This window comes from Vibrio sp. R15-SG3-ISO1A (genome assembly GCF_059833955.1).
Genome location: NZ_JCBDGH010000072.1, coordinates 1 through 18,536, shown reverse-complemented (window position 1 = coordinate 18,536; position 18,536 = coordinate 1). Strand labels below are relative to the sequence as shown.

The following is an 18,536-nucleotide window of genomic DNA, read 5'->3' as shown; positions in this document are numbered from 1 at the left end:
TGGATGACCTTGCTATGGTCTCTTCTCTCTACGGCGGTGGTCGCACAGGAGGAGTTAGCGACATCGGTACCGAGCAATGCGGCGGGCGCATCGTCTGTGACTGTCTCGGCGATGGAGCGTGAACAAGGCGCTTCCGGTAGCAGCGCACAAACGTTGTCGACCGGTAGCTTGACCGGCGGAGGCGGCGGTATCCCTGCCTTTACCATGACCACCAACCCTGACGGCACAGAAGACTATTCCGTCAATCTACAGATTCTCGCTTTGATGACCATGCTGGGCTTTTTGCCTGCCATGGTCATTTTGATGACCTCATTTACCCGCATCGTTGTCGTGATGTCGATTTTGCGTCAAGCGATGGGTTTGCAGCAGACGCCGTCGAACCAAGTGATCATTGGCATTGCTATCTTTCTGACCTTTTTCATCATGTCGCCAGTACTGAGTAAAATTAACGACGACGCGATTCAACCCTACATCAATGAACAAATCACGGCACGTGACGCGTTCGATTTGGCGCAAGTGCCAATGAAAGATTTCATGCTCAAACAGACGCGTGTTAAAGATCTGGAAACCTTTGTCAACATTTCGGGCTCCGACGCAACCGCTCCAGAAGAGGTGTCGATGGCGGTGCTGATCCCGGCGTTCATTACTTCTGAGCTCAAGACGGCGTTTCAAATCGGCTTTATGCTCTTTTTGCCTTTCCTCATCATTGACCTAGTGGTCGCTTCTGTCTTGATGGCCATGGGTATGATGATGCTCTCGCCCATGATCGTCTCGCTGCCATTCAAACTGATGCTGTTTGTGCTGGTGGATGGTTGGAACCTGATTTTGTCGACCTTGGCCGGCAGTTTTGCGTTGTAGCGGGAGGAGACCATGACGCCAGAGGTTTTTGTCGAAATGTTTCGCGGCGCACTGTGGATGGTGCTCATTATGGTGTGCGCCATCATTATCCCAAGCTTGCTGATTGGTCTTGTGGTGGCGATTTTCCAAGCCGCAACGTCGATTAACGAACAAACGTTGAGTTTCTTGCCACGTTTGATTGTCACATTGCTAGCGTTAATGCTGTTTGCTCACTGGATGACACAAATGCTCATGGAGTATTTCTTTGCCATGGTTGAGCGGCTGCCTCAGGTTCTCTATTAGGAGCGGGCATGGAATATCCCGCTAGCGTCGTCCTCGACTGGATTGCCAACTACTTTTGGCCCTACACGCGTATTGCCGCCATGTTGATGGTGATGTCGGTGACCGGCGCGCGGTTTGTCTCTACTCGTGTGCGACTCTATTTGGGTTTGGCCATCACCTTTGCCGTTATGCCCGCTATTCCCGCCGTCCCCGATAACATAGAGTTGCTCTCATTCGCCGGTTTTATGACGTTACTTGAGCAGATCATCATCGGCGTGGCGATGGGTACCGTGACCCAATTTATGATTCAAACCTTCGTCATTCTCGGCCAAATCTTGGGTATGCAGTCGAGCTTGGGTTTTGCGTCTATGGTAGACCCTGCCAATGGTCAGAATACGCCGCTGCTCGGTCAACTGTTCATGTTTTTGGCAACGTTATTCTTTCTGGCGACGGATGGCCACCTAAAGATGATCATGCTGGTGGTGATGAGTTTTCAATCTCTACCCATAGGCTCAGGGTCGCTGACGAATGCCGATTTTCAAGAGTTGGCGAGCTGGCTGGGGATCATGTTTAACGTTGCACTGAGTATGTCGCTATCTGGCATTATTGCGCTACTGACCATCAACCTGTCGTTTGGTGTTATGACACGTGCGGCGCCGCAGTTGAATATCTTCTCGCTCGGTTTTGCTTTTGCGCTGATGGTGGGTTTGCTGCTCTGTTGGTACATTATCGCCGGCCTGTATAGCCACTATGAGCTATTCTGGTTACAAGGTGAAGCGCAAGTGTGCCGCTTCATCCGGTTGGATTGTTAAGGGAGCGCGATGGCAGAATCCGACGGTCAAGAACGCACCGAAGACGCCACGCCCAGGCGCTTGCAACAGGCTCGAGAGAAAGGGCAGGTTGCAAGGTCTAAAGAACTGGCGTCGGTCTCCGTCCTTGTGGTGGGCGCGATTGCTTTAATGTGGTTTGGTGAAGGGTTGGCACGTGGCTTGTTTCAAGTAATGCGCCGCTTGTTCACTTTGTCGCGTGAGGAAGTGTTTGATCAAGTCAAACTGTTCGACATCGCCCTCGGGTCGTTAGGCAGTTTGATATTACCATTATTGCTGATTCTGGTGACGCTGTTTGTTGCCGCGCTGATTGGCGCAGCGGGTGTTGGTGGCATCAGCTTTTCTGCAGAAGCCGCGACGCCCAAGTGGTCAAAAATGAACCCGCTGAGTGGTTTTAAGCGCATGTTCGGTCTGCAAAGCTGGGTCGAGCTACTGAAATCCATTCTCAAAGTGGCGCTGGTGACCGGCGTGGCGATCTTTCTTATCAACTCAGCGCAGCAGGATTTGTTTCAGCTGAGTATGGACGTTTACCCGCAAAACATCTTCCATGCGCTCGATATCTTACTCAACTTTGTGCTCTTGATTTCCTGCTCTTTGCTGGTGGTGGTCGCTATCGATATTCCGTTCCAAATCTGGCAGCACGCCAACCAATTGAAAATGACCAAGCAAGAGGTCAAAGACGAGTACAAAGAGACCGAGGGTAAACCTGAGGTAAAAGGCCGTATTCGGATGCTACAACGGGAAGCCGCGCAGCGGCGGATGATGGCAGAAGTGCCGCAAGCGGATGTGATTGTTACCAACCCAGAGCACTTTTCCGTGGCGCTCAGGTACAAGCAAGACAAAGATCGCGCGCCGATTGTGGTCGCGAAAGGGACCGATCACATGGCGCTTAAAATTCGAGAAGTGGCGCGAGAGCATGATATCTACGTGATCCCCGCTCCGCCATTGGCACGGGCCCTGTATCATTCGACAGAGTTGGAGCAAGAGATCCCAGATGGGCTGTTTACCGCAGTGGCTCAAGTGTTGGCGTATGTGTTCCAGCTCAAGCAGTATCGCAAACGGGGCGGTCAAAGGCCGAAGCTCAAGGCGTCCGAACTCCCTATCCCGCCAGATTTGCGCCAGTAACGATTATTTTTCGGGGATCGAGAGTAAAACCAGCAACGCGCCATCGCCACCAAACTCAAGCGGTGCTTGGTGAAACGCCATCACATCGGGGTGCTGGGCCAGCCATAGCGGCGTTTTTTGCTTCAGGATGTGTTTGCCGATGCCATGCTGAACACAGGCACAGGCAATTTCGTTTTTGATGCAATAGGCAATCATCGCGCCAAGTTCACGCTTGGCCTCCAGTTGCGTCATGCCGTGCATATCCAAAAAGACATCAGGCACGTACACGCCACGGCGGAGTCGCTTCACCTCATACTGTGACACGTCGTCGCGGGCGTAGCGTGTTGGCCCTTCTTCATTGAGGAGCGGTACAAACTCGTCAGAGAAGTAAAACTCCGAGTCGCTCGCTTCACGTGCGCTGCGTGTGATTTCTTTCTGCTTAGTGTTTCTTTTTGGCTGTTGGACTATGGTATCCTGTCGCAACTTTTTTACGCCTTGTACTGCATCCCTGAAGAGGGCGAAATCGTCATCAATATCGGTGTCTTTTTTGTTCATGGGTGATTTCAATAGGTATGATTAATGCTATTGGCAGTATTGTAGCGCTTTTCGGAGGCAATTTTGGATAAGATTTTTGTAGAAGAAGCGGTATCGGAACTGCATACCCTTCAAGATATGATTCGCTGGACGGTCAGCCGTTTCAACGCCGCTCACCTATTTTACGGTCACGGCACTGACAATGCTTGGGATGAAGCCGTTCAGTTGATCCTACCCACACTCTATCTGCCGATTGATGTGCCTCCCCATGTTCTCAACTCTCGTTTGACCAGCAGTGAGCGCCTGCGCGTCGTCGAGCGTGTGGTGAAACGCATCAATGAGCGCACGCCTACCGCCTATCTGACGAATCGTGCCTGGTTCTGTGGTTTGGAATTCTTCGTCGATGAACGTGTCTTGGTGCCACGCTCTCCGATTGGTGAGCTGATTCAAGCTCAGTTCGAACCTTGGCTAATCGAAGAGCCGACGCGCATTATGGATATGTGTACCGGCAGTGGTTGTATCGCCATCGCTTGTGCGTACGCCTTCCCAGAGGCGGAAGTGGACGCCATTGATATTTCATCCGACGCGCTGCAAGTGGCGGAACAGAACGTTCAAGATCACGGCATGGAGCAACAAGTCTTCCCAATTCGCTCGGATCTGTTCCGCGATTTACCGAAAGAGCGTTACAACTTAATTGTCACGAATCCACCGTATGTGGATCAAGAAGACATGGACAGCTTGCCGCAAGAGTTCACCCATGAACCTGAACTCGGCTTAGCGGCGGGCAGTGATGGTCTCAAGCTGGTGCGCCGCATTCTTGCCAATGCCCCTGATTACTTGACCGATAAGGGTATTTTGATTTGTGAAGTGGGCAACTCCATGGTGCACATGATGGAGCAATATCCAGACATCCCATTCACGTGGCTAGAGTTCGAAAATGGCGGGCATGGTGTCTTCTTGTTGACTCGTGACCAACTCGTCGCTTGCGCCGATGAATTCAAGTTGTACAAAGACTGATTTGTTGCCAACTGTGCACGCCCAAACGCCGAGCTTTTGCTCGGCGTTTTGCTCTCTAGCGTTTTCGCGGCAAGCTGAACAAAAATAGTTCTGGCTTGGGGCTTTACATCAAACCGTAATAAAGACACTATGAAAAAACGAACAATTGACGTGTAAAGCCTAATTGACAAGGCTGAAATAATACGAGGAAGTAATGGCAGGAAACAGTATCGGACAACATTTCCGAGTGACCACATTCGGAGAAAGTCACGGTATCGCACTAGGATGTATCGTTGACGGATGCCCTCCAGGTTTAGACCTCTCAGAAGCAGATATTCAAACGGATCTCGACCGTCGTCGTCCAGGCACTTCTCGCTATACCACTGCACGCCGCGAACCTGATGAAGTAAAAATCCTTTCCGGTGTGTTTGAAGGGAAAACGACCGGGACTTCGATCGGTTTGCTGATTGAAAATACCGACCAACGCTCAAAAGACTACTCAGAGATCAAAGACAAGTTCCGTCCCGGTCATGCTGACTACACCTACCATCAAAAGTATGGGGTGCGTGATTATCGAGGTGGCGGCCGTTCGTCTGCTCGTGAAACGGCGATGCGCGTTGCGGCGGGCGCTATTGCGAAGAAATACCTTAAGCAAGAGTTTGGTGTCGAAATTCGCGCTTACCTATCGCAGATGGGCGATGTCGCCATTGAGAAAGTCGATTGGGATGAGATCGAGAACAACCCATTTTTCTGCCCGGATGTGGATAAGGTCGAGCAGCTCGATCAATTGATCCGAGATTTGAAAAAACAGGGCGACTCTATCGGTGCCAAATTGCAAGTGGTCGCCACTGGCGTACCCGTTGGACTTGGCGAGCCAGTATTTGATCGCCTAGACGCCGACATTGCGCATGCACTGATGAGCATCAACGCGGTGAAAGGCGTCGAAATCGGCGATGGTTTTGATGTGGTAAGCCAAAAAGGCAGCCAGCATCGTGATACTCTCACGCCGAGCGGTTTTGGTAGCAATCATGCTGGTGGCATCTTAGGCGGTATCTCGACTGGGCAAGACATTGTCGCGAATATCGCGCTCAAACCAACGTCGAGCATTACCGTACCGGGTGAAACCATCACCAAGCAAGGGGAGTCGACCGAGCTGATTACCAAAGGCCGCCATGACCCTTGTGTTGGCATTCGCGCAGTGCCGATTGCTGAAGCCATGCTGGCGATTGTGTTGCTGGATCACTTGCTGCGTCATCGCGGTCAAAACCACGGTGTCACGACGCAAACCCCGAAAATTTAATCGTACAAACGGCTTCGCAAGGAAGCCGTTTTCTTTTCACAGTGGCGCGTCTTAACGCTGGCAGCGGAGTCGGGTACAATAGCGCGCATCGTTACTTTGAACTTCCACATAGATGACCCACGATTATCGCGATTTGATTGCACTCTTCAATCAGACCTTTTTTGAACAGTATCAGACCCGTCTTGAACTTGGCGGTGATGAGCCTATCTATCTTCCCGCGGATGACTCTACTCCTTACCATCGCATCGTGTTTGCACGAGGTTTCTATGCGTCTGCACTGCATGAAATCGCCCATTGGTGTGTGGCAGGCCCTGAGCGCCGTTTACTGGAAGATTTTGGTTATTGGTATCACCCCGATGGCCGCGATGAACAGGTTCAAGCGCAGTTTGAACAAGTGGAGATACGTCCGCAGGCGTACGAGTGGATCCTATCGGTCAGCGCTGGCTTTGCATTTAGTGTCAGTTGCGACAATCTCAATGGCGACGTTGAACCTGACCGCCTCGGGTTCATGCAAAAAGTCCATCAAGAAGTGATGTCCATTTTAGCGACGGGGTTGCCGCCGCGTGTGCTGGCATTGTCTGAGGCATTACGTGCCTTCTACCAAACCCCGCCACTTAAACCTGACGCCTTTATCGTCAAATAGAGCTTGGAATCAGCCACACCGCCTCTGACTCGCCCTGATGTTGGTAGGTGTATGAGGTTGGTACGCTGCCTTCTTCCATAACCCACACTACAGCAATCAGTGATGACCAATGGTTGGCGACGCTCAAATCAATCTGCGCCGAGCCGTTATTAAGTGATGACTTCACTAAGCATTGGTCATAGTCAACCAAACTGAGATCGCCTTGCGCCGTGCGATTGTCGCATACCGAGAGGTAAGCGATTTTGCCATTCAATTCATTGAGCATGACGTCGATATTGAGCGTGTAGACCGACGCAAGGTCATTGTCATAACTGATCGAGAGCGCTTGGAGTCCCTCGGTGGTTGCCGCTGGCGTAGTGGATGGGGATGGCTGCACGGCATCGACGCTCGCGGAGCTTCCCCCCTCGTCACCGCCGCCTCCTCCGCCACAAGCAGAGAGGCCAAGGGAGGCGAGCAATAGTGCGCCTGTAAAGTAAGGGTTGAAGTGTGTAGGCTGTCTCATCGGGCGTCTCCTTTAGTCGATGTAAATTCGGCTGGGTACTGCGAGTGTGTACCAGTTGGTGGCGGTGGTGCCGTTATCATCTTGGGCGAATTCATCAAAACTTGGGTAGGCGTTGAGAATATCGACCTGCTCCAGTGGGTGGGCCCAGTTTGTGGGGATTTCAATCGCCCAAGGTAGCCCGTTGCTGGTGTGAAAGTAAGTGTCACCGGACGAGGCGTCGACGCCATTTGCTCGGTAGCGGGGGTCAAACTTGACCGTCGGTGCTTGATTCTTTAGGTGGATCTCTAAGCTACGGCCGGGGTGAGAGCCGGACAATTGATGGCCTATATCACCATGATAATGACCGGGCGCGGCAAAGATGAATGGGTCATAGGGAAAATCGGGCATCTGCGCTAAGCTCGGTGCGTTGAGTAGGGTAACGTGCAGGGTCCAAGTGGGGCGATAGCTAGTGCCACACTGCTCCTGAGTACGAAACATGCTGCAATTGGCCGCTTCCCCGGGCTCAGTGATATCCCACAAGTCCTCTTCGATGATGAAGACAGCGTCAATGGTGTCAGGTTCTAAGACGATGCGATTTTGCTCTTCACCATTGACAGTAAGGCGCACCGAGTCTTGTTTGATGTCGCTCTGGGCGATGCCTGGAAGGCGGATAGCGAAGCCAGAGTGGTAATCGCCACCTAGCGCCGCGACTTGCCCCTCCATTTTAAGACGAATCACTTGGCCATCCAGTTGGTATTCGGTGTAGCGCACGTTCATTAACACATCATTCATGTCGTAATCGCCCTGCATCGGGTACTGATCTTCATAGGCAAACGTCGTGTACTCGCCACCGGCTGGGTATGACTCAGTGGTCACCCCACTTTCTGTAATATCGACCCGATAATCTTCGACCTCCCCTTCAGGCACGCCGCCACTTGGACCGATGCCAGAGGTATTACTAAGGCGAAAACGCGCCCAGGTTTCGCCGCTCTGCGCCCATGTTGGCGCATCAAAGAAGACAGAGGCTGTACCATCAATGACCGAGCGGTCGGTAATGATCTGCTCGCTGGAGTCAAACTGCCCATCTCTGTCCCAGTCAATCCAGCCATTGAGCACGCCGTCCGCGCTCGCGCCAGTGACCGTGACTTGCACCATACTCGTTTGGCCCACTTGCAGCGGGACGGGAAACGCGACACCATCGTCGTCGTTGAGTCCATCGGCGCTGTCATCACTCAATGGAGGAAGATAAGCCTCACTCTCACCATCCACGCTGAGCCCGAGCGTCAAGCTACTGATACCATGGCGCGCGCCGAGCGCAGCGTAACTGGTTTGATAGCTGTCTGGCGCATCGCCAAAGTCTGTGTTGTCACTGGCGACCACTGGCGCTAACGCGCAGCGTGCGCCATCATTCGAGTTGCTGGAAGGGCCGTAGGCAAAAAAATCCGCACTGGATTGAGTACCGTCTAGGGTGACACGAAACACCAAACCGTTGGCGTTGTTGCTGCCATAGAGATTGCCGTCAACGTCAAAATAGATAGCACCAAAGGTGAGCTTGTAGCCGAGTAGATCTTTGTTCAACACTTGGTTAAGACGCGTTGAACTCCCGGCTTCAACGTCAATCTCAATCAAGTAACCGTTCGCATCAATCGAATAGGCGAGGCCATTGTCAGGATGAAACGCGAGGTCATAAATCGCAGGCTTGCCGAAATCAGACGGATTGGCCACTGGCGTCATGACCAGAGTCTCGAGATCTGCCTTAATTAAGCCATATGAAGGGTGGTAGCCAAACCACGCATTAGTATGCACCGCCACATCACCGACATAGATGCGCTCGGGTACGCCGGCGGGCTGAGTCATCTCGAGCGGGTATTTGACGAATTCGGCATCGAGTTTAGCGAGAGTCTTGGCATCGTAATCCCACGCGTAAATAAAATCATCATGCTTGCTGTAACCGGCGCCATTAAGCTTGGCACTGCCCATATTGGATTCGAGCGCGCGATAGCTGCCGAGGTCGATGTCGACACCATACGCCACTGGGAAGCCGTTTGGGTTTTGAATTAGAAACGCCTGAGTGGGACATTGCGCAAAAGGCACCTCAGCACGCGCGCTGTGATGCGCTACGGCGAGGGATAAGGCGACGAGAACGTTGACGGACAATCGGGACATCTTCATAGCAATTCCTTGGTTGTTTGCGGTGCATAACCCCCTGTTGCAACCGATATGCCAGAGGACAACCCCTTGTGAACACAAGCATTTGCCTTGGGTTTCTCAATGTGAGAAGCTTTGGCCTCTTTTTGAGAATCAAACTGATTTTAGGTAGCTACAGAGAATGATCACGGAATACGAAGAAGCGTTGCTTGCGCTAATTGATGCGCGTATTGAGACAGCATCGGAAGATGAGTTGTTTGCAGGTGGCTACCTGCGTGGGCACATTTCTCTCTCCGCCGCGGCGTGTGAAGAAGAGGGGATCGTCGATCTTGACGTGTTCAAGCACCGCATTCAAGCCAGTTTAGATGGGGCGCGCAGCGAGTTGTCACCTGCTGATCGCACCATAGTGAATGACCTATGGGCCGAGTTAGCTGACCAAGCCTTACGTGCGTGACTCTTAAGTACCTGAGTCTTAAGAGCCTAAGCCAGCCAATCGGGCCTTGTTGACTAAAGCCTATTACAACTCAGTAATAGGCTTCCCCTTTCTTAATTTTCTTACCCACATCCGACTCGGGTGACAGGCGTCGAGGATGTCGACAGGCAGTGGCATCGGATCACCACACATCTGTGAAGCAAGTGTTTCCGCCAGCAACGGTGCGCTGCTCAATCCACGCGAACCTAGCCCCAACATGCAATATAGATTCGGATAACTTGGTACCGGCAGCACCTCATCCTCTTGCTGTGTTGCTAATGTTTTGTATTGTTCCACCGTCGCGCTCTGCACGCCCACCGCACCGATAAACGGCAGATGGTCGCGGCTCACGCAGCGAATGCCTTGGCGAGATTGGTTGTCACTGGTATCGACATCCTGAGTCCAATCTTGGTTGGGGAGGCAGCGCTTGAGTTTTTCACCATTATCGATTTGCGCAGCAGGATCAAACTCTGTATCAAGGCGCGTGCGATCGTAGCTGGCGCCAATACAATGCTGCTGGTTATTTGGGTTCACCGGCGTCATGTAGCCATCGTAACAAAGTACGTTGCGCAGGCTGCTTAATCGCTCAGTGGTCGGGATATGACTTACTTGTCCTTTCACTCGTCCAAGTGGCAGAGTGGAGGTCTGCGTAAGGTCGGTAAACTGATGCCCATTGGCGACCACCACCGCATCAAAGGTGCGGGACTCCTGTTGGCTGCATACCGTCCAAGTGCCCTCTGAGTGCGCTTTTAGTTCGGTGACCTTATGCTCAAAGCGAACCTCGAAAAGGGGGTGTGCCGATAAATCGTCAATCAATCCTTGGCTCAACTCTGCCGGGCAGAGCCAGCCGCCCAATGGATAATGCACGCTAGGCATAGCCAACGGTAAACCGACGGTTTGCGCCGTCTGCGCTGGGTCCAATGGCGTAACCAGTTGAGCATCAAAGCCCACTTGATTCAGTTTGCTCAGTTTGGTGTGTGATTTTTCATCCCACATCAATTGAGTGACGCCGCACCAGTCGTGGTCGAAATGAAAGCGTTCACTGGCTTGCTCGACAAATTGACGGGCAAAGAGAAAAGCAGGGGCGAAAAAGCGTGACACGCCGCTGTGGGTGCCATTGAGCAGTGGGTACACCGCGCCTTGTCGATTGCCAGAGGCGCCCATTGCTGCGGCTTTATCTTGGCAATAGAGCGTGACGCGTTTCCCGCGTCGAATCAGCGCCGTGGCTAAAGTTGCGCTGGCAATGCCACCACCAACAATGGCGATCGACTCTGCGTCTGCGCTATTTGGCCGCGCAAATAGGGGGGAGAGGTTGCTGTAAGGTGTGCGTTCACTCAACTCACCCGCAATCATCTCTCTTTTGGTGCCAAAGCCTTTGACTTTTTTCATCGCAAAGCCCGCTTCAATCAGCCCTCTACGGACAAAACCGGCGGCAGTAAAGGTGGCGCAGTGACAGCCTTGTTTGGCGAGTCTCGCCATGCCGTCAAACAGCGTTTGATTCCACATTTCTGGGTTTTTACTCGGAGCAAATCCGTCGAGAAACCAGGTGTCGACGAAACCTTGCTCAGGCACTGGAACCAGAGGGAGGCAATCTTTAATGTCACCAAACCAGAGATCTAACGTCACGGCACCGTCATCGAGCACAATACGGTGACACTCAGGCACCGCAATCGGATAGTGCTTTTGCAGCTTTTGCGCGTAGCTGGCCAGCTCAGGCCACGCGAGGTGCGCTTTGGCCAAGTCTTCTTTGCTTAGGGGGTACTTCTCAAAACTGACAAAATGCAGCTCTTTAAGTGGCGCATCAGGATGGCGCTGTCTAAATTCATCAAACCATTGCCACAACGCAAGGAAGTTAAGCCCTGTGCCAAAACCGGTTTCTGCCACCACAAAACGGCGTTGGTCATATTCCTGCCATCTTTGCGGAAGATGATTTTGGGTCAGGAAAACATAACGGGTTTCTTCAAGACCATTGACGTTGGAGAAGTAGACGTCGTCAAATTGGTCGGAAACTGGTGTGCCAGCTTCATTCCAGCCAAGCTGGGCGTGCGAAATAGTGGTCATAGAGAGTCAGAGTTCTTTCTATTTAGACATTAAAAGTGTGAAGATTGTACGGATTTATGGGAAAGCTGACCACTTTTGCAGGGCAACTTCGTTATTATCTAGCGGAAATTTAATTTATAGGATTGTCATAATGAAACGTGTCGTAATCACCGGTATGGGTATTGTTTCGAGTATCGGTAACAACGCCGAAGAAGTGTTAGCGTCTCTAAAAGCAGGAAAATCTGGTATCACTGCCTCTGAGCAGTTTAAAGAACACGGTCTACGTTCGCAGGTTTGGGGTGATCTAAAAATCAACCCAGCAGAGCACATCGATCGTAAACAGATGCGCTTTATGGGTGATGCGGCTGCGTATGCTTACCTATCAATGGAACAAGCGATCGAAGACGCAGGCCTGACTCCAGAGTTGGTCTCTAACGATCGTACCGGTATTGTGGCAGGTTCAGGTGGCGCATCTGCGCTCAATCAAACGGTGGCAACTGACACCATGCGCGCCAAAGGCGTGAAACGTGTTGGTCCATACATGGTGCCTCGCACTATGTCATCGACGGTTTCTGCGTGTCTTGCGACACCGTTTAAGATCCGCGGCGTGAACTACTCAATGAGCTCGGCGTGTGCGACTTCTGCGCATTGTATTGGTCACGCGATGGAGCTGATTCAACTGGGTAAACAAGACATCGTTTTTGCTGGTGGTGGTGAAGAGCTTGATTGGTCTCAAACCATGATGTTTGATGCGATGGGCGCTCTGTCGACTAAGTACAACGAGACACCAGAAAAAGCATCTCGTACCTACGATGCGGATCGTGATGGTTTCGTTATCTCTGGTGGTGGCGGTATGTTAGTCATTGAAGAGCTTGAGCACGCGCTTGCGCGCGGCGCGAAAATTTACGGCGAAATTGTTGGCTACGGCGCGACGTCTGACGGCTACGATATGGTGGCGCCATCAGGTGAAGGCGCGGTGCGTTGTATGAAGATGGCGATGCAAGCTGTCGATAGCATTGATTACGTCAACACGCACGGCACCTCTACACCGGTTGGTGATGTTAAAGAGCTTGGGGCGATTCAAGAGCTGTTTGGTCAAAACAGCCCAGCAATTTCAGCAACGAAAGCGATGACAGGTCACGCATTGGGCGCTGCAGGCGTACATGAAGCCATCTACTCAACTTTGATGCTGACTCACAACTTTATTGCCCCAAGTGTGAACATCGAAAATCTCGACGAAGCGGCTCAAGGCCTTGATATCGTGACTCAAGCGCGTGACGCTGAGTTGAACACTGTGATGTCAAACAGCTTCGGCTTTGGTGGAACGAACGCGACGTTGGTGATTAAAAAGTACCAAGCTTAATCGCTCGCGCTGGTTCGCCAGACACCCGTTTCCAGGACTGGTGGTGAAGAGTTTTACTCACCGCCGAACAGACGCAGACTCTGACCCATGGAGAGCGGGTTAGGATCCTTTTGTTCTGGATAATTGCCCGGCCATGCGCCGGGCTTTTTTACGTCAGACGGGGCGTGCTACTCGACACCGAGCCTGCTTTTCTGCACAATCGCCCCAACGCCCTTTAATCAAAGACAGCACACCATGAAAATTCTAATCGATGAAAACATGCCTTACGCCGAAGGGCTATTTAGCCAACTGGGTGAGGTGGTGTTGAAATCAGGCCGACAAATCACTGCGCAAGACCTTATCGATGTGGATGCGCTCATGATTCGCTCCGTCACCAAAGTGAACGCAGAGCTTATCGCCAACGCCAATAAACTGAAATTTGTCGGCACCGCAACGGCGGGGATGGACCATGTCGACCAAGCACTATTGCGTGAACGAGGTATCTTCTTTACCGCCGCTCCCGGATGCAACAAAGTCGGCGTTGCTGAATATGTGGTGAGTGTGATGATGGTGCTAGCGCAGCAACATGGTTTCTCGGTGTTTGATAAAACCGTTGGCATTATTGGTGCTGGTCAGGTGGGCAGCTACTTACAAGCGTGTTTGGAGGGGATCGGCATTCAAGTGCTCATCAATGATCCACCAAAACAAGCGCAAGGCGACGCGCGTTCGTTTACTCCGCTGGATACCTTGCTCGAGCAAGCGGATATTATCACCATCCATACGCCGATTACGAAAGAGGGCGAGTATCCTACCCATCACCTTATCGATGAAGCGGTACTCAACCGTTTACGCGGCGACCAAATCTTGATCAATGCGGCGCGGGGCCCCATCGTGGACAACAGTGCACTTAAGGCGCGGCTTGCGCGTCAAGATGGCTTTATTGCAGCACTGGACGTGTTTGAATTTGAACCTGAGGTTGATATGGAGTTGCTGCCTCTGCTAGCATTCGCGACCCCTCATGTGGCTGGATATGGGCTTGAGGGGAAAGCTCGTGGCACGACGATGATCTTTAATGCCTTTTGTGAGTTTTTAAATCAAGAGTTGAGCGCGAACGCCAGTGATCTGTTGCCGATCGCGCCGGTTCCTCGTCTTGAGCTTAATCGAGCGTGGGATGAGGCGACGCTACACACGATCACACAGCTCGTCTATGATGTGCGTAAAGATGATGCACTGTTTCGCCGAGAAATCGGTCAGCCCGGCGCCTTTGACGCCATGCGTAAAAATTACTGGGATAGACGCGAATACAGTGCCATCACGCTAGTGGGGACGGCTGATTGTCAGTTGTCACCCCTAGCCAAACTAGGTTTTCAGGTTGAGGTAAATCAATGAGCCAGCAATACAATGTTGCCATTTTGGGCGCGACAGGCGCCGTCGGTGAGACGATTTTAGACGTTTTACAAGAACGTAAATTTCCCGTGGGTGATCTCTACCTACTTGCCAGTGAGCGTAGTGAAGGCAAAAGCTACCGTTTTAATGGCAAGACGATCAAAGTAGAGAATGTTGAGAATTTTGACTGGTCTCAAGTTCATATTGCGCTGTTTTCTGCTGGGGGCGATTTGTCGGCGAAATGGGCACCCATCGCTGCAGAGGAAGGCGTTGTCGTGATCGACAATACGTCACATTTCCGCTACGAATATGACATTCCTCTTGTGGTGCCTGAGGTCAATCCAGAAGCGATTGCGGAGTTTCGTAACCGCAACATCATCGCCAACCCAAATTGCTCGACTATTCAAATGCTGGTGGCGCTCAAGCCAATTCATGATGCCGTCGGTATCGAGCGCATCAATGTCTCGACTTACCAATCAGTGTCAGGAGCAGGCAAAGCCGGTATTGATGAGCTGGCAGGGCAAACGGCTAAACTACTCAATGGGTTACCCGCTGAAACCAACCAGTTCTCTCAGCAGATCGCGTTCAACTGTATTCCACAGATCGACCAGATGATGGAAAACGGCTACACCAAAGAAGAGATGAAGATGGTGTGGGAAACGCAAAAAATCTTTAATGACCCATCCATTACGGTGAACCCGACCTGCGTTCGCGTGCCGGTGTTTTATGGCCATGCTGAAGCGGTCCACGTAGAAACTCGTGCGCCGATTGACGCAAGCGAAGTCGTGCAGATGCTGGAGCAAACAGAAGGGGTTGAAGTATTCCATGGCGAGGATTTTCCGACCCAAGTTCGCGATGCTGGCGGCAAAGATCACGTCATGGTCGGACGAATCCGCAATGACATTAGCCACCACAGTGGCGTCAATTTGTGGGTGGTGGCCGACAACGTCCGCAAAGGCGCGGCGACCAACGCGGTACAAATCGCCGAAGTGTTGATTCGCGATTACTACTGAGTACTGAGTGTCCGCTTCGCTTTTAAGAGCCTCGCCCTAGTGCGAGGCTTTTTTAGTCAAAGTAAGAAAATTAGTGTGAGATTCATGCGATTATGGCGTAGGACACACATTTTTTGGCTCTCAGCCTATAGTTTTACTGCGTTTATCCGATATATTTAACAGATCAACGTTTTCAAACTATTAAGCACATAGCTGAGCCTTTTATGCTTCATATTTTTAAGCGCCTGCTTTTGCCTTTGGCATTGGTGGCCGTGACTCAGACATCCATCGTTAGTGCAGAAAGCATTCGCCTAAAGGGTCCAAATGGCGAAATTCAGTCTTCTCCACAGTTTGCACAGCCGCTTGCGCGTCGCTCTGGACTAGCGAATGAACCGTCACGCTTCTACGGACCGACTGGCGAACAAGAGACCTTATGGAGCATCGCTTCGCAACTGAGACCCTCTAATCAAGTCTCTGTGCAGCAAACCCTCTACGCTATTTATCAGATCAATCCCCAAGCTTTCGACAACCAAAATATCCATGAACTGATCCCAGGCAGCAATCTTCGTATCCCTTCATTAGCGCAAATCCAGAGTGCTACCACTGATCAAGCGGTCAATGTGATGGCGGCGCACCAAGCGCGCTTAACACCGACTCAACCCGTCGCCCCAGCGCCTCAGCCTCAACGGGCAACCCCTCCGGTCACGGCGCCAGTCGACGCTTCGGTCGTTGAGTCTACAACGCCAGACATGATGGCCAAACCGGCGCAAGATGTGCCGAGTACGCCTGAAAGTCGCCCACAAGACAGTGCTTCACAAAACAGCGATTTGAAAGACATTGCCAATCAAGAGCGCCAAGGTGAAGTCTCGACGCTAGAAAATCAGCTCAAAACCTCTGAAACAGAGTTGATGGCGTTGGAGGAGAAAAACCACAAACTGCGCCTGATGCTTGCACAGGTTCAATCGGAAGTGGACGTACTCAAAGACTCCTTGGGCGATGAATCACGCATTCGCAACGAAGTTGAAAAACTGCTGGAAGCCGAACGTCTCAAGCTGGCGGAAGAGCAAAAAATGGCGCCAAGCCAATGGGATAAGTTGCTATCGAACACTTGGGCAGTGGCTGCAATGGCGGTGGTTCCTGGTTTGATCATTGGTTTGTTGGTCATGTTGTTACTCGGGCGCCGTTCTAAATCTGAGCCTCAAGCAGAAAACACACCGGAAGCGACGCCAACGGTTGCACCTGTTGTCCCCGATACGCTCAATGAAGATATTGGTGATGATCTTCTGCTCGATGATGACTTGTTTGGCGAGTCAGATGACGGTGAAGCGCTGTTCTCCGATGAATCGGAAGAGCAAAGTGATGAAGCGGATGTGTTTGCCGACCTTGATGACAGCGATTTAGACTTCAACCTCGAGGGCGAAGAGGGTGAGGACCCATTCGCCGGTATCGGCGATGACGGCGATCTGGATGAAACCCTTGCCGATGAAGTGGACAGTGCCAACGGTATCAGCGTCAAAGGGGACGATAAAGCGCTCAGCTTGGAAGAGATGGAACGTGCGCTTGATGATGTCGTGATGGACGACGATGAAGATGACAGTTTCGACCTCTCGGATGGGGGCGACTTTAGTCAAGATGACATTGACTCGTTGCTCGCCGGTGACAGCGATGACGACTCGCTAGAAAGTAGCGAGCTCGATCAATCCATGTTGGATGATTTGTTTGAGCAGAACAAAGAGAGTGATGAGGGCGATGTCGACTTCGATGAGTTGCTTGATGAAGCGGAAAATGCGTTTGATTTGAGTGATGAGGCCGATGACGAACTGACACAAACCTCAATTGCATCCGATGATGATATTGATGCGCTGTTCGCAGAAGCGGAGGCGCAAGCTAACTTAGAGGAACTCGAGTCTAACTCGGTCGATGACGCCGCTCTGCTTGACGAAATGCTAGAGTCAGACTTCCAGCTCGATGATGACGAAGAGGATGACTTCGACGACTTGATTGGCGCTGATATTGAGGAGAGCGTTGAGCCTGAGAGCACCGAGTTACTCGACGAGTTGCTGGAGGTCGATGAAGAGGACCCGTTTGAGGATTCACAATCTCTACTCGACAGTGAACTCGATGAGCTGATTAGTGCCGATGAGTTAAATGCCCCTCTTGATGCAGGCACGGATCTGCTGGATGAACTGGTAGGGCAAGATGGCGAAGAGGATCTCAACGATGACGCCACTGACTTGTTCGAAGAGCTGCTTGATATTGAGCAGAGTAGTGAAGAGAGCCTAGAAGCCATTGCTGACCACGTGTCGCCTAGCGTGAGTGAAGATGTCGATACCTTGCTTGACCAAGCGCAAGCAGAGGAACAGGCTTTACCAGAACCAGAACCAGAACCAGAACCAGAACCAGAACCAGAACCAGAACCAGAACCAGAACCAGAACCAGAACCAGAACCAGAACCAGAACCAGAACCAGAACCAGAACCAGAACCAGAACCAGAACCAGAGAAAGGTTTTTCTAGCGAAGAGTTCATCGACGATATGATGAGTGTTGCCCCGCAAGGTGACCCATTGCTCGACGAACAACAACAAGACCCTGATTTATCTACGTTAGCGCTTGACGAGCAGGACGAGTCTGATCTCATCCCTGCAGAGCCAGAGCCAGAGCCAGAGCCAGAGCCAGAGCCAGAGCCAGAGCCAGAGCCAGAGCCAGAGCCAGAGCCAGAGCCAGAGCCAGAGCCAGAAGAAGATGAAGACGACTGGTTAAGCGCCGCTATCGACGAAGTGGAAAATCCTGACTATGACTCAGAGATGCCGCTCGATAGTGACGAGTTGCTGCCGCAAAGCGGCAGTGAGGAAACGCCAGCAGAGCCAGCTACGCTGAGTGATGATGACCAAAGTGATGATGCTGACGATGATGATTGGCTGAAGTCTGCCATTGAAGAGGTTGAGCAGCCACACGTTAAAGAGAGCCCATTAGAAGAGAGTCAGGTTAAGGAAGAGTTAGCGACTGAGCCAGAACCAACACAACCTGTAGAGGATGAGAGTACACCTGCCGTTGATGCTGGATGGGACCAGGGCATTGATCAACCAGCTTCTAACACACAGGAGAGTGAAGCGGTAGAAGCACCGGAATCGGATGAGAAGGAATCATCAGAC

Annotated in this window: 16 protein-coding genes; 12 read left to right on the top strand and 4 right to left on the bottom strand. The window is 51.8% G+C overall.

Annotated elements, in window-relative coordinates:
* Window positions 1-3 precede the first annotated feature (3 nt).
* From fliP to flhB, 4 genes are read left to right on the top strand one after another with little or no spacing between them, the layout of a single operon-like run.
* On the top strand, window positions 4-858 hold the full coding sequence (fliP, locus tag AC6R0L_RS12030; RefSeq protein ID WP_334555277.1) for a flagellar type III secretion system pore protein FliP: 855 nt from the start codon (window positions 4-6) through the stop codon (window positions 856-858).
* A gap of 12 nt (window positions 859-870) precedes the next feature.
* Window positions 871-1,140 carry a flagellar biosynthesis protein FliQ gene (fliQ, locus tag AC6R0L_RS12025; protein ID WP_487902641.1) on the top strand — a complete coding sequence of 90 codons (270 nt, stop codon included), beginning with the start codon at window positions 871-873 and terminating at the stop codon, window positions 1,138-1,140.
* 8 nt (window positions 1,141-1,148) lie between these two features.
* On the top strand, window positions 1,149-1,931 hold the full coding sequence (fliR, locus tag AC6R0L_RS12020; protein ID WP_334555257.1) for a flagellar biosynthetic protein FliR: 783 nt from the start codon (window positions 1,149-1,151) through the stop codon (window positions 1,929-1,931).
* Window positions 1,932-1,940: 9 nt separating this feature from the next.
* Complete coding sequence (gene flhB, locus AC6R0L_RS12015) at window positions 1,941-3,071, top strand: flagellar biosynthesis protein FlhB (protein WP_334555258.1); 1,131 nt, start codon at window positions 1,941-1,943, stop codon at window positions 3,069-3,071.
* Window positions 3,072-3,074: 3 nt separating this feature from the next.
* On the opposite strand, the gene smrB is transcribed toward flhB, so the two are convergent.
* Complete coding sequence (gene smrB, locus AC6R0L_RS12010) at window positions 3,075-3,605, bottom strand: endonuclease SmrB (RefSeq protein WP_334555259.1); 531 nt, start codon at window positions 3,603-3,605, stop codon at window positions 3,075-3,077.
* A 63-nt stretch (window positions 3,606-3,668) separates the two neighbouring features.
* On the opposite strand from smrB, the gene prmB reads away from it, so the two are divergent.
* The 3 genes from prmB to AC6R0L_RS11995 all read left to right on the top strand — a co-directional run bounded on the left by prmB (window position 3,669) and on the right by AC6R0L_RS11995 (window position 6,523).
* On the top strand, window positions 3,669-4,601 hold the full coding sequence (gene prmB, locus AC6R0L_RS12005) for a 50S ribosomal protein L3 N(5)-glutamine methyltransferase (protein WP_334555260.1): 933 nt from the start codon (window positions 3,669-3,671) through the stop codon (window positions 4,599-4,601).
* 193 nt (window positions 4,602-4,794) lie between these two features.
* Window positions 4,795-5,880 (top strand): chorismate synthase, encoded by a 1,086-nt coding sequence (gene aroC / locus AC6R0L_RS12000; protein WP_334555261.1) that lies wholly within the window; start codon window positions 4,795-4,797, stop codon window positions 5,878-5,880.
* Window positions 5,881-5,992: 112 nt separating this feature from the next.
* On the top strand, window positions 5,993-6,523 hold the full coding sequence (locus AC6R0L_RS11995; protein WP_500626001.1) for an elongation factor P hydroxylase: 531 nt from the start codon (window positions 5,993-5,995) through the stop codon (window positions 6,521-6,523).
* On the opposite strand, the gene AC6R0L_RS11990 is transcribed toward AC6R0L_RS11995, so the two are convergent.
* Complete coding sequence (locus AC6R0L_RS11990; RefSeq protein WP_500629276.1) at window positions 6,516-7,025, bottom strand: hypothetical protein; 510 nt, start codon at window positions 7,023-7,025, stop codon at window positions 6,516-6,518. The two genes, AC6R0L_RS11995 and AC6R0L_RS11990, sit on opposite strands and share 8 nt — an antisense overlap.
* A gap of 12 nt (window positions 7,026-7,037) precedes the next feature.
* A complete protein-coding gene (locus AC6R0L_RS11985) occupies window positions 7,038-9,176 on the bottom strand; it encodes an LruC domain-containing protein (protein ID WP_500629275.1) in 2,139 nt (712 codons plus the stop codon).
* Between the two features lie 157 nt (window positions 9,177-9,333).
* Between AC6R0L_RS11985 and AC6R0L_RS11980 the strand changes: the two genes are divergently transcribed.
* A complete protein-coding gene (locus tag AC6R0L_RS11980) occupies window positions 9,334-9,606 on the top strand; it encodes a YfcL family protein (protein ID WP_500629274.1) in 273 nt (90 codons plus the stop codon).
* Window positions 9,607-9,669: 63 nt separating this feature from the next.
* On the opposite strand, the gene mnmC is transcribed toward AC6R0L_RS11980, so the two are convergent.
* Window positions 9,670-11,685: a bifunctional tRNA (5-methylaminomethyl-2-thiouridine)(34)-methyltransferase MnmC2/FAD-dependent 5-carboxymethylaminomethyl-2-thiouridine(34) oxidoreductase MnmC1 gene (gene mnmC, locus AC6R0L_RS11975; protein WP_500629273.1), complete on the bottom strand. Its 2,016-nt coding sequence runs from the start codon at window positions 11,683-11,685 to the stop codon at window positions 9,670-9,672.
* 130 nt (window positions 11,686-11,815) lie between these two features.
* Between mnmC and fabB the strand changes: the two genes are divergently transcribed.
* From fabB to AC6R0L_RS11955, 4 genes are all read left to right on the top strand, one after another.
* A complete protein-coding gene (gene fabB / locus AC6R0L_RS11970) occupies window positions 11,816-13,027 on the top strand; it encodes a beta-ketoacyl-ACP synthase I (protein WP_487902647.1) in 1,212 nt (403 codons plus the stop codon).
* A 234-nt stretch (window positions 13,028-13,261) separates the two neighbouring features.
* Complete coding sequence (locus AC6R0L_RS11965) at window positions 13,262-14,395, top strand: 4-phosphoerythronate dehydrogenase (RefSeq protein ID WP_500629272.1); 1,134 nt, start codon at window positions 13,262-13,264, stop codon at window positions 14,393-14,395.
* The gene (locus AC6R0L_RS11960; protein WP_334555269.1) at window positions 14,392-15,405 is read left to right on the top strand and encodes an aspartate-semialdehyde dehydrogenase; all 1,014 of its coding nucleotides are present in this window, start codon (window positions 14,392-14,394) and stop codon (window positions 15,403-15,405) included. The genes AC6R0L_RS11965 and AC6R0L_RS11960 overlap by 4 nt, the downstream gene beginning before the upstream one ends.
* Before the next feature lie 203 nt (window positions 15,406-15,608).
* Window positions 15,609-18,536, top strand: a 2,928-nt coding sequence (locus tag AC6R0L_RS11955; protein WP_500629271.1) for a FimV/HubP family polar landmark protein, incomplete at its 3' end; no start/stop codon positions are given.